Origin of the sequence: Heliobacterium mobile, assembly GCF_009720735.1 — a bacterium.
GTDB classification, from domain to species: Bacteria; Bacillota; Desulfitobacteriia; order Heliobacteriales; family Heliobacteriaceae; genus Heliobacterium; species Heliobacterium mobile.
The window spans coordinates 230,781-242,679 of record NZ_WNKU01000001.1 but is presented as its reverse complement, the minus strand read 5'-3'; the positions used below and the strand labels follow the sequence as shown (position 1 = coordinate 242,679).

11 protein-coding genes are annotated in these 11,899 nt (G+C 50.9%); all 11 read right to left on the bottom strand.

Annotation, left to right across the window (positions count from 1 at the left end; genetic code table 11):
* Positions 1-129 precede the first annotated feature (129 nt).
* Positions 130-786 (bottom strand): phosphate signaling complex protein PhoU, encoded by a 657-nt coding sequence (gene phoU, locus GJ688_RS01180; RefSeq protein WP_155474698.1) that lies wholly within the window; start codon positions 784-786, stop codon positions 130-132.
* 27 nt (positions 787-813) lie between these two features.
* Positions 814-1,572, bottom strand: coding sequence for a phosphate ABC transporter ATP-binding protein PstB (gene pstB / locus GJ688_RS01175; RefSeq protein ID WP_155474697.1), 759 nt, complete (start codon positions 1,570-1,572; stop codon positions 814-816).
* Between the two features lie 7 nt (positions 1,573-1,579).
* On the bottom strand, positions 1,580-2,425 hold the full coding sequence (gene pstA, locus GJ688_RS01170; RefSeq protein WP_155474696.1) for a phosphate ABC transporter permease PstA: 846 nt from the start codon (positions 2,423-2,425) through the stop codon (positions 1,580-1,582).
* Between the two features lies 1 nt (position 2,426).
* Complete coding sequence (pstC, locus tag GJ688_RS01165) at positions 2,427-3,389, bottom strand: phosphate ABC transporter permease subunit PstC (protein ID WP_155474695.1); 963 nt, start codon at positions 3,387-3,389, stop codon at positions 2,427-2,429.
* Between the two features lie 118 nt (positions 3,390-3,507).
* Positions 3,508-4,407, bottom strand: a complete 900-nt coding sequence (locus GJ688_RS01160; RefSeq protein WP_155474694.1) for a phosphate ABC transporter substrate-binding protein — start codon at positions 4,405-4,407, stop codon at positions 3,508-3,510.
* 105 nt (positions 4,408-4,512) lie between these two features.
* Entirely contained in the window at positions 4,513-6,837 is a 2,325-nt protein-coding gene (locus tag GJ688_RS01155) for a GGDEF domain-containing protein (RefSeq protein ID WP_235910699.1), read from the bottom strand.
* Between the two features lie 43 nt (positions 6,838-6,880).
* Positions 6,881-8,119, bottom strand: a complete 1,239-nt coding sequence (locus tag GJ688_RS01150) for a methyl-accepting chemotaxis protein (RefSeq protein ID WP_170291540.1) — start codon at positions 8,117-8,119, stop codon at positions 6,881-6,883.
* A gap of 338 nt (positions 8,120-8,457) precedes the next feature.
* Positions 8,458-8,841, bottom strand: a complete 384-nt coding sequence (locus tag GJ688_RS01145) for a hypothetical protein (RefSeq protein WP_155474691.1) — start codon at positions 8,839-8,841, stop codon at positions 8,458-8,460.
* Between the two features lie 57 nt (positions 8,842-8,898).
* Positions 8,899-10,329, bottom strand: coding sequence for a two-component system histidine kinase PnpS (gene pnpS / locus GJ688_RS01140; protein ID WP_155474690.1), 1,431 nt, complete (start codon positions 10,327-10,329; stop codon positions 8,899-8,901).
* The gene (locus tag GJ688_RS01135) at positions 10,330-11,031 is read right to left on the bottom strand and encodes a response regulator transcription factor (protein ID WP_155474689.1); all 702 of its coding nucleotides are present in this window, start codon (positions 11,029-11,031) and stop codon (positions 10,330-10,332) included.
* 9 nt (positions 11,032-11,040) lie between these two features.
* Positions 11,041-11,895, bottom strand: coding sequence for a peptidoglycan editing factor PgeF (gene pgeF, locus GJ688_RS01130; protein ID WP_155474688.1), 855 nt, complete (start codon positions 11,893-11,895; stop codon positions 11,041-11,043).
* Positions 11,896-11,899 lie beyond the last annotated feature (4 nt).

The following is an 11,899-nucleotide window of genomic DNA, read 5'->3' as shown; positions in this document are numbered from 1 at the left end:
TCCTTGATGCTCAGTAAATACCAGTTTATATTATACCGGATTTTTCTGAGCAACAAAGTCTCCAGACAAAGAAAAACAAGCTTTCGGTGAGAAATGGCTCACCAAAAGCTTGCGCCGATCCTTCGGGACTTATTTATTCAGATCTTTGCGCTGACCTGTGACCAAGTAAACGACAGACTCGGCGATGTTGGTCGCATGGTCGCCGAAACGCTCCAGGAACCGCGCGATGAAAATCAGTTGATTCCCCTGGTTTACCACGTTGGAGTTGGCCGACATCATCTCCATTAGGTCTTTGAAAATCTCCCGGTAGAGTGTATCTACTTGATGATCCATTTCGCTCATCTGCACAGCCAGCGCTACATCTTCATTGATATAGGCATCAAGGCCGTCTTTGACCATCTTTTGACATAGATCCGCCATCTGGGGGATATGCTCGAAGGGTTTCAAATAAGCTTGACCATTGAGGCGGATCACCGCTTTACAGATATCACCCACATTATCGGCCATCCGTTCCAAGTCCACCGAGATACGCCAAGTGGCGGAGATCTTCCGGAGATCTTTCGCCATGGGCTGTTGGGTCGCAATCAGCTTGATGCAACGATCTTCAATCTCTAATTGCAGTTGATTGATCTTTTCGTCACCGTCGAGTACCGTTGACGCCAACTCAGCGTCTCTTTTGACGAGCGATTGTACACCGTTGTAAATCGCTTCCTCGACCATCGCCCCCATGCGAAGCAGGTCGTGCTGCAAATTTTTTAATAGATGATCCATCTCTATACAATGCATCTTATGGCTCCGCCCCTCTCTAACCGCTTAACCGAAGCGGCCCGTAATGTAATCTTCGGTACGCTGATCCTTCGGATTTGTGAAGATAACTTCCGTATCGTCAAACTCGACCAGATCGCCTACGAGGAAAAAGGCTGTCTTGTCTGAGATCCGGGCCGCCTGCTGCATGTTGTGAGTCACAATGACGATCGTGTAGTACTGCTTTAATTCGCGGATCAACTCTTCGATCTTCAAGGTTGAGATGGGGTCTAAGGCAGAAGTCGGTTCATCCATGAGCAAAACTTCCGGTTGAATCGCCAAAGCGCGGGCGATACAAAGACGCTGTTGCTGCCCGCCGGACAGACCTAACGCCGGTTTGTGGAGGCGGTCTTTGACTTCGTCCCAGAGAGCGGCCTGGCGCAAAGATGTTTCCACGATCTCGTCGAGACGGGCTTTGTCTTTCAATCCGTGCAGTTTGGGGGCATAGGCGACGTTTTCATAAACCGATTTCGGAAAAGGGTTAGGCGCTTGGAAGACCATCCCTACGCGTTTGCGCAGGGCTACCACATCGGTGTCGGGATGATAGATCTCACTGTCTTCGAACATCAGCTTTCCTTGGACACGGCAAGTGGGAATGATATCATTCATCCGGTTGAGACAACGGAGGAAAGTGGACTTTCCACAGCCGGAAGGACCGATGAGGGCCGTCACCTGACGCTCTCCCATGGAGATGTTGATATCTTTTAACGCATGAAAGTCTCCATAAAATAAATTGAGATTTTCTGCAGAAATTTTCGTTCTAATCATTTATTTTCTACACCTTCCGTAAGCGGCGGAAATAGGACCGTAAGAGCACAGCCGCCAAATTGAGTCCCAACACCAGCAGCATCAGCACTGTCGCTGTTCCATAAGGTATCTTCTCGTCGGCGTTTGGAACTTGTGTCGCGATCACATAGAGGTGGTACGGCAAAGCCATCACTTGGTCAAAGATGCTGTTTGGCAGGCGAGGCAAGAAAAAAGCAGCAGCCGTAAGCAAAATAGGCGCCGTTTCACCAGCTGCACGGGCCAAGCCTAAGATGGAACCAGTCATGATCCCCGGGAGCGCATTCGGAAGCACGATAAACAAGATCGTTTGTAGTTTCGTCGCACCGAGGGCTAAACTGGCTTCCCGGAAGCCATTAGGCACCGCGCGAAGCGCTTCTTCGGATGTCGTGATGATGACCGGCAAGACCATCAGGGCCAGTGTTAATGAACCGGCTAAGATAGATGCGCCGAAGTTCAAAAAGAGTACAAAGAATCCGAGTCCGAAGAGACCGAAGACGACAGAGGGAACACCGGCTAAGTTAACGACGGCTAGTCGGATGACCCGGGTGACCCAAGATTCGCGAGCATACTCAACCAAGTATACAGCTGTCATCACGCCTACAGGGAGAGCGAAGAGAACCGTTCCTACGATGAGATAAAAAGTACCGACAATCGCCGGAAAAATTCCGCCGGCCGTCATGCCCTTCTTGGGGTTTTCTGTGATGAACTCCCAAGTGAGTGCCGGAAAACCTTTCGAAAAAAGATCCCATAAGACGACAGCCAAGCAGAGGACGATTAAGGCAGTCATCGCACGGAGCACATGAAAGGCGATTTTTTCTTGCGTCTTTGGAGACAACTTATTCAACCTCCTTCATGCGCCGGCTGACCATATCGGCGATTAGATTGATGATAAAAGTCATGATAAACAAAACGGCACCGACGACGAACAAGGCATGATAATGGTCACTGCCCCGGGCTACTTCGCCCATCTCGGCAGCGATGGTCGCCGTCATCGTACGGACAGGCACCAAGAAGGAATCGGGAATGATGCCTGCGTTTCCTGTGACCATCAATACAGTCATCGTCTCACCGATAGCGCGGCCGATTCCGAGCATGACCGATGCAGTGATCCCGGAAAAGGCAGCTGGTACGATCACCGTGATGATAGCTTGCCAGCGGGTAGCGCCGAGACTTAAGGCAGCTTCCATATACTTACCGGGAACAGACGAGATGGCATCTTCGGAAATGGAGGTGATCGTCGGCAGGGCCATCAGGGCCAAGGTGATGGCTCCGGTGAGGGCTGTCAATCCGGTAGGTAGGTTAAAGAGGCTTTTTACCACAGGCGCTAAGAAGGCCATTCCGAAGAATCCGAGGACGACGGAAGGAATACCGGCCAGCACTTCAATGGTCGGTTTAAGGATTTCCCTGACCATGGGGCTGGCTACCATGGATAAGTAAATGGCTGCACCTACACCTAAAGGGACGCTGATCACGATAGCCCCGACAGTCACGATCAGAGAACCTGCGATCAGCGGAATCAGCCCAAAGACAGGCGGTTGAGAGATGGGATACCATTTGCTCGCTGTCAAAGAAGCTGCCGTTTTCGCATCAAATAAGACTGGCAGCGCCTCTTTAAAAAGAAAGAGGAAAATCAGGATAATCGTGACGACGCCGATGAATGCACTAGCAAACAAAATTCCTTCCGATACTTTTTCAAATGCGTTCCATGCTCGACGGCGCTTTGAGGCGTTCTTTGCCAAAGAAGGTGTATCTACGTTGACGACATCTTTAACGGCCATGGGTTCTCCGTTGGGACTCATCAAAATTCAGCCCCCTCAATGATGAAAACAGTTTTTGGCAGGAAAAATGGGCAGAGGATATTGGTCGACTCTGCCCACCTTCCTAACTGGGTTCTACACTTATTCCATGATTAGATAGTTATTTCGCGCTGACGAAGTCCATCGACTTGACGATTTGTTGCCCTTCATCGCTCAGCATAAAGTCAACGAAGGATTTGGCTAGGCCTTCCGGTTCACCGGCGGCATATACGAAGAGCGGACGAGAGACCGGATAAGATTTATCCTTCACGGAAGCTTCGGAAGGCATAACGGCTGCGCTTTGGCCATCTTTTTTCACACCGAGTGTCTTCGTGGTGTCTTTCAAGTAACCGAGGCCTACATAACCGATAGCCCCTTTATTGGCTTCGACTTCTTTAACAATGGCCGCGTTGGATGATTGCAGCAATGCATCGGTCCGATAATCTTTGTTCTTCATCACATGTTCTTTGATGAAAACGTGTGTACCGGAAGAAGTTTCCCGGGCATAGACTACGATTTTTTCATCAGGGCCGCCGAGTTCTTTCCAGTTGCTCACTTTACCCGTATAGATATCGGACAGTTGGTCCATGGTCAGTTCTTTTACAGGGTTGTTTTTATTGACAATAAAACCGATACCATCCCGGGCGATGACGATCTCTTTCGTATCTTTACCGGTTTTTTCTTTAAGTTCTTGCTTCTCTTCGTCCTTCATTTCCCGGGACGCGTTAGCCAAGTCCGTGGTACCGTTGATCAAAGCTTTGATACCGGTACCCGAGCCACCGCCAGTGACTGCGATATTGGCGTCCTTATTCTTTTCCATGTACGTTTCAGCCATCTTTTGGCTTAAGTTGACGATCGTGTCAGAGCCTTTCACTTGTATAGAGCCTTTTTGAGCGCTGGCAGCTGGTTTGTCCGCATTCGTCTCTTTGGCGGAGTTTCCGCCGCAGCCTACGGCTACAGTGCCCAGCAGACCGACCATGGCGGTCAGGGCGATCAGTTTGGAGAATTTCTTCAGGTTCATAACTACCGAAAATACCTCCTCTAAATTTGACGTTCACGCATTACGCATGTCCGTTGTTCCTATACAACAATAACGGTTTTATATTAGGCCTGGATTACGGTCAGATTAAGAAACGGTTAAGTCCCTGACCCTTTCGCCGTCGATGACATAGACGCTTCCGGCATAATTTTTGGCCCTCTTTTTCACTTCCGCTGCAGCTTCCCCGATCTCGAAGGGGTGCTGAAACCGCCCTGGCCAGCATTCAACGACGGCTAAAGAGACAGTCATGATTGGATATTCACAGTGATGGCCGCCACGGTCTTTTGCTTCAATATATCCTCGTCTACGATCTTCCTGCGTATATAAGTCGCCAATCCTTTCGTCAAAATCGCGAATGACCTTTTCACAAAGTCTGGTAAAGGGGCCTGCCGTGATGATGATCAGGTCATCACCGCCAATATGAGCGACCAGATCGTCACTGCAGCTCATTTCCTGAACGTTTTTCGTGATGATGCGAGCCAGCAATGTGATCGCTTTGTCGCCCCACTCAAAGCCATAGCGATCATTAAAGGCTTTGAAGTTATCGAGATCCACATAAATCACGTTGAATAACTGCTGCCGCTCGAGTCGTCGGAGAATGTCCTGCTCAATACGAGGATTACCTGGCAAACCAGTCAATGGATTGGCGGTCAAAGCGTACTCCATTTGAATTTTCGTCATCTGATCCAAAAGGCTGCGCACAGTGACTACGCCGAGGCATCTGTTTTCATCGGTTACGATGATGTGATCGTAGAGCCGCTGGAACGGTCGCGATGTGGCCATCTGGGACACCTTTTCGAGTCGCATCGATGCATCGACGATCAGCGGGTCTTGATCCATGACCAGCGATATGGGGCGTTCTGAATAAAGGGCGACGCCGTACTGATTTCCCAGGTGATAATACATCTTCTCACGCATGACTAAGCCCACCGGTCGCATACCATCGAGAATGACAATGCTGTTACAGTCGGAATGTCGCTGAAAGTACTTCATCGCCTCTTTGGTCAGCGCCTCTTTCGGCAATGAACTACACTCTTCGACGAGATGGCCAACCGTCAGCGAATGGATTGTCTCCCCTCTTCCTCGGGATTTCATAGTCGACAGCAACTGTGTCCCTTCTGGCGACGGCTCTCTTTTCTCCAGTGACGGCCGGCCCAGGTAATAGCCTTGGCCGATGTGAACCCCCATCTGAGCGAGCAGACGCAGTTCCTTCTCTGTCTCGATCCCCTCAGCCACGATCTTAGCCCCTATCTTTTCTCCAAAGGTGACAAAAGTCTCTAGAAGGGCCTGCTTGACCGGAGAGGCATCGATATCCCGGATGAGGGACATATCGATTTTGATGAAGTCCGGCTGCAGTTCGGCGATCGCTTGCAGGCTCGAATAGCCGGCACCGGCATCATCGACAGCGACTCGGAACCCTTGATCGCGATAATGCTGGAGTATCTTTCGAAAACCGGTAAAATCCTGAATAGCTGTCCGTTCCGTGATTTCAAATACGACGTTATAGGGAGATAGCCCGTATAAGGCCATCAGTCCTCGCGTATATCCCTTCGCAAATAGAGGGTCTTTGACCACAGAAGGGCTGATGTTTAAGAAAAGAAGCCGATCCTGATCGAGGTTATGGCATCCTTTCAGCGCTTTTTCTCGTATGATCCGCTCTAATTGATACAAAAGCCCCGCTTTTTCGGCGAAGGGAAAGAGAATGCCTGGAGAGGCAAAGTAACTGTTGGCTGGACCCCTCGCCAGCGCTTCGTACCCGATAAGACTGCCACTTTCCAGGTTGACTAAGGGTTGATAATGGACTTCAAAGTTCCCCTTTGCCATAGTATCTTTTAGTTCCCAAACCCGACGTGTCCACTTTGCGTCGCTGTGCCCTTTGGCCATAGCTAAGGCCTCTTTGATCGCGTTATAGACCAGGCTTTCCAGACTCAGTTGGCTGTTAGGTTTGACTATGGCCCATCCGATATGTAAATCGAGGGGATCCCGCAAGATGCCTCGTAAGCTTTCGTTCACCTGTTTCAAGATCTGCCTGCGCAATTCTTCAGCATATTCTTCAAGAAAGTCGAGAACTAGTCCGATTTCGCCCTGAGGCAGTGAACAGTAAACGGCGAAATCATCGCCGCTGTAATTATGGGTGAGCATACCTCGACCCACACCTAGATGCGGCTTGACTTCAAGTATCGTCTTCGTCAGTTCAGTGAGGATGCGTTTGCATAGGGAAAAGCCGTAGGCCTGCTCAATGCCGGTAAAATTGACAATATCCAAATAGACGAGGCCCAAACTCTCGTGGTCATCAAGGATCTGTTCGAGTTGTTTCAGCACCTCTGTCATCGATGCTGCAGGGGAATAATAATTCACCAGCTTTGAATCGAGTTGACCTCGCCCTTTTAGCCAGTCCTCAAGTATGTCCATCGGTCCCACCGATAAGGTCCTCCCGTTCTTTTTCAAAATGACCTTAGGCGGTTTTCGCGCCCGCTTTTTGATGCTCTTCCGTCAGTCCGGCTGTTTCCATGGCCTGCTGGGCTAAAAACTGAATCACCCGTAACAAATGAGAAGAACTCGCTGAGATCTCTCCGGCTAAGTCAAAGATCTCCCCCACATTGCCGCTCGTCTTTTCGATGGCACCGAAGATCTCCTCTAAAGCTATCCGGGCACGATCTGCTACCCGGATCCCTTCATCGGTATGGGCTTTGGAGCTATGGGCTGTTTCAACGGCCGCTTTAATCCCTTTGAGATTCTGTTGAATCAGTGAGGATATATTTCGAGCCGATTCATTCGTCTCATCGGCCAGCTTTTTCACTTCTTCAGCCACCACCGCAAAACCCCGGCCGTGCTCTCCGGCCCGAGCTGCTTCGATGGAGGCGTTTAAAGCCAGCAGGTTCGTCTGCTCAGCGAGCTTGCGAATGACATTCGAAATCGGTTCGATACGCCGGGAGTAACCCTCCAGCATCTGCATGATTTCGACCTGTTTATCGACAGCTTCGCCAATCCTATGGATAACCTGCATCGTCTCATCGACAGCACTGCGACCGCCGTCGGTGGAAACGAGCATAGACTGAGAATTTTCCTGCGCCTGGCTTCCAGCGCCTTCGATCGATCGAGCCAGTTCTGCGATATTGCCAACCATTTCCGCCGTCTTGATCAAAATGTCTGCTTGCCCTCGAGCCAGTTCGACCTGATTTCCCGTGGTCAGGTCGAGGAGCGTTTTGATGGTGACAACGCCGACGCATTTTCCCTTTTCGGTGATGACCATACTGTCGTAAAGATTATTGGCCGATCGGTGAGTGGCCAGCTTACTAACCTGCTCCACCGTCGCATCGGCATCGACCTGGGTAAAATCTTTATCCATGACCAGTTCGACGGGGCGGTCGTAGTACACTGAAACACCGTAACGCTTGCCTAGATGGGCAAAAAACTTTTCCTTCATGATTAAACCGACGGGCCGTTGATTCTGCACAATCACCGCACAGTGTGACAGCGATGCCCGCTCAAAAAACTCGGCCACATAACGGGTCTTTACATGATGATCCATCATCTGCACCGGCTCTGCATAGTGGCCGATGGGCTGTGAGGCAATGGATTGGGCGACAACAATCTCTTGTCCGGCTTTTAGTGCTGTATCTGAACGCAGTTTGCCGCCGCGACTCATATCCTTACGAGCAGTCACGGCTGTTGTTGAATCTGGATAGGTCACTACCATAACCCCTTTCAAATGAAATTCTTCACAGTGATGTCTGACCCGAAAAAGCTTCCTTCATAAGGGCTCGACGAAAGCAAGACAGTTGGAGAAATCAACTACCGTACATAAGACAACTTCCCATGTAATAGTAGGTTATAGGGGTTACTGGTGTTTAAAGGTGCCGTTAAGATTCTGTTAAGGACCTACATAAAGTCCCTTTTTTCCAAAATCACTGTTCGATTATTACCCCAATCCACCGCAAAAAATCTATATCGATTTCCGAAATTCATAAATTCTTCAAATCTATCTGTTACTCTAGAAGGGATCTCCTATTCCCACCGCCTCGAGACCATCTACTCGGGCGGTTTTTTCTTTTCATCCTGTAACAGCAGATCAGTTTTATGAATATATTGCACCGTCAAGAGCCCTCGATGGATTCCTTTAACAAGGAGGGAAGATAGTGCACCACCAAGATCCACCTCCCTTTCGCCCGCCCTATCCTCCGCGGCCCGGCTATCCACCGCGTCCTGGCTATCCACCTTATTTTCCGCCCTATTATCCGCCCTTTCCGCCGTACTACCCACCAAGACCGCCGGTTTTCTATCCACCCTATCCGCCGTACTATCCGCCTTATCCCCCTTATCCTCCTCGTCCGCCCTTTCCGCCCGGTCCTCCATTCCCACCATACCCGCCGAGGCGATAAGCGCCAAAAAAGCCTGAAACTTGCTAAACAGCATGTTTCAGGCTTTTTTCTATTACAGCCTAGATTTTTCCTCAAATGCAATCGTCTGTATCTATTTCACCGGTAATTCCGTTTCCTTCACAACCGGTAAGCTGACAACAAAGGTCGTCCCTTCCCCGATTTTAGAGTTGACTCTTACCTGGCCACCGCTTTTCTCAACAATATGCTTGACGATAGCCAATCCTAGGCCTGTACCGCCCATCTCCCGGGAGCGGGCTTTGTCGACACGGTAGAAACGCTCAAAGATACGGGGCAGGCTCTCTTCGGGGATACCGATACCTGTATCGCGGACTTCGATCAGCACATCAACATCTACCAGCCTGATGCTGAACCAAACTTGTCCGCCTTTGGGAGTATACTTGATCGCATTTTCAACCAGGTTGACGAGAACCTGCTTCAGGTTGTCCTTGGACAACGGCACAGAGGGCAAGTCCTTCTCGATAGCCACATGAAGGGTGATGTTCTTATCAGCCGCAATCGGCTCAAGGAGGTTTTTCACCTGTATCGCTTCCGCTTCGACCGGAGCCTCTCCTTGCACGATATCACCGTAGCTCTCGATGCGAGACAGGTGCAGCAAGTCTTCAATCAGACGCTGCAGCCGCTGGGCTTCTTCATCGATGATGGTCAGAAACCGCCGGGAGATGACCGGATTTTCTAGGGCGCCATCGAGAAGCGTTTCCACAAACCCTTTAATCGATGTCAAAGGGGTGCGCAACTCATGGGATACATTGGCTACAAATTCGGTCCGCATCTGCTCTAACCGGCGAACTTCGGTCACATCGTCGATGACCATGGCCGCTCCCAGGAGCCGTCGGTTTTCTGCCCAGACCGGAACGACTTGCACTCGATAGGTCTGCGCACGGTTCGCCCATAGATGGATCTCCTGCTTGACCAGATCGCCCGATCGCAAGGAGATTTCCAGCAGTTCATCGAGTCCCCGGTGCCGGAAAACTTCTACCATCAGTTTCCCCATGGCCTGGTCTGAACGAATGCGGAGCATGCGCTCAGCAGCCCGGTTTACAAGCAGGATGCGCCCCATCTGGTCGAATCCGATGACCCCTTCCACCATTGATTCGAGGATGGTTTCAAACTTGGTCTTTTCCTGGTGAAGCCCATGAATACTTGTCCGAACGGACTCGACAGTCTGATTGATCGTCTGGGCGAGGGTCCCCAACTCATCAGGCTGGATAAGCCAATAATAGCGTGACGCTTGACCTGATTCCATCCGGCTGACTACCCGAGTCAATTCATTCAGCGTGTGTGCTAGTTGGCCGGCCCATACGTAGACGACACCGGCGGAGAAACAGAAAAAGAAAAAGAGCGTGGCCATCAGGCCGGTAAAACCCATATTGTTTTCATTATGAAAAAAATAGAGCCAACTTAAGGGCAGCATGACGAGAACGATGTAGGTGAAGGTCAGTTTCCATTGCAAGCTCCCCCGGGCCAGCTTTAGCAACCGCTCAGCGAAATGGTCCCTTCCCATTTAGACCTCCGGGTCATGAAACTTGTAGCCTACGCCTCGCACTGTCTCAATATACCTCGGATTGCCTGGATCCCGTTCAATCTTCTGCCTTAGGTGGCGAATATGAACATCGACAGTCCGGCTATCGCCAAAAAAGTCATAGCCCCAAATTCGTTCCAACAGAAACTCCCGCGTAAAGACCTTACCGGGATGAGATGCCAGCCAACGGAGCAGTTCAAACTCTTTCGGCGTCAATTCCTGCTTCTGCCCGTTGACGCGGACTTCGTACCTCTCTGTATCGACAGCCAGTTCACCGATTTGCATGGAACCGCCCGGTTTAGTCTCAGTCGTGCGCAAGGTTCGCCGCAGGAGCGCCTTGATCCGGGCCGTCAGTTCCCTGGGGCTGAAGGGCTTGGTCATGTAATCATCAGCGCCCATTTCCAGTCCGATCACCTTATCGACCTCTTCTCCCTTGGCCGTCAACATCAAGATAGGGAGATGGGCCGAGCGGGCCCGCGAACGGACCCGGCGGCAGACTTCCAAACCGTCTAGTCGCGGCATCATCAGATCGAGAATGATCGCATCGGGAAGGTCCTCTTGGAGACGCTCTAAGGCCGCTTCACCATCCATGGCCGTCTCCACTTCGTGGCCTTCTTTTTCCAGATTGAACCGCACCAGTTCCAATATATGCTGATCATCTTCCACTACAAGGATCTTTGCCATAGTTCCTCCTCAATCGGCCCGTTCTGTCATCATTATGATAGCCCCTTGGCGCCCGGTTTTTCCACTGTCCCGACGATACGAATAGAGTTCTGCCGACTGGCAGGAAGTACATAGATCCATCGTTTGAATATTTACATCGGGAACGTTCGCTTGCAGAAGCTGCAGCCGTTGAGCCGCCTTAATGTCTAAGGCGCGCTTTCCCTCTTCATTCGGAGGTCCCAAAACCTCCTCAGAGAAGCTCCACTTCGTTTTAAAAGCTTCTGCCACTTCCTCTCCAACGGGGTAGCAACAAGGACCAATACAAGGCCCGATGCCGACGAGTATGTCTTCCGCTCGACTTCCCCTCTCGACAAACTGTTCGATCATGCGCTGCGGCAGTCCATTGACTGTACCCCGCCAACCGGCATGTACGGCACCGATACGACGGGTCTTGCTGTCAAAAAAGAGCAAGAGCCCACAGTCAGCGCCAAAAACGACCAAAGGGACTCCCGGTTGCTCTGTCGCTAACCCATCTGCTTCCATGATGGGCAGCCCTTTTCCCGGAGCAGGATCGATGTCCTCGCCAGTTCCCACCCAAAGGATACGATCTCCGTGAACCTGGTTGACAGTGATCCAGCGATCACTTTTGAGATTGAGCGCCGCTGAGAGACGACGGCGGTTCTCGTAGACTCGTTCCAGATCATCGCCGACGTGACAACCCAAGTTTAGTTCATCGAAGGGAGGCTCGCTCAGGCCGCCTTTACGTGTGGAGATCGCCTGGACCACTCCGCAGGGCCAATCGAATTGATATAGAACGAGGGAACGGACGCTTTTTTTCTTCCACATCTTTTTCCCAGCCATCCCTTCATCATGAGTAAAACACAATCGT

What these genes read in the sequence shown, in the direction of transcription:
- pstC (WP_155474695.1), bottom strand. Translation starts at nt 3,389, where the DNA reads ATGAGTCCCAACGGAGAACCCATGGCCGTTAAAGATGTCGTCAACGTA.
- GJ688_RS01135 (WP_155474689.1), bottom strand. Translation starts at nt 11,031, where the DNA reads ATGGCAAAGATCCTTGTAGTGGAAGATGATCAGCATATATTGGAACTG.
- phoU (WP_155474698.1), bottom strand. Translation starts at nt 786, where the DNA reads ATGCATTGTATAGAGATGGATCATCTATTAAAAAATTTGCAGCACGAC.
- GJ688_RS01145 (WP_155474691.1), bottom strand. Translation starts at nt 8,841, where the DNA reads ATGCTGTTTAGCAAGTTTCAGGCTTTTTTGGCGCTTATCGCCTCGGCG.
- GJ688_RS01160 (WP_155474694.1), bottom strand. Translation starts at nt 4,407, where the DNA reads ATGAACCTGAAGAAATTCTCCAAACTGATCGCCCTGACCGCCATGGTC.
- GJ688_RS01155 (WP_235910699.1), bottom strand. Translation starts at nt 6,837, where the DNA reads ATGGACATACTTGAGGACTGGCTAAAAGGGCGAGGTCAACTCGATTCA.
- pnpS (WP_155474690.1), bottom strand. Translation starts at nt 10,329, where the DNA reads ATGGGAAGGGACCATTTCGCTGAGCGGTTGCTAAAGCTGGCCCGGGGG.
- pstB (WP_155474697.1), bottom strand. Translation starts at nt 1,572, where the DNA reads ATGATTAGAACGAAAATTTCTGCAGAAAATCTCAATTTATTTTATGGA.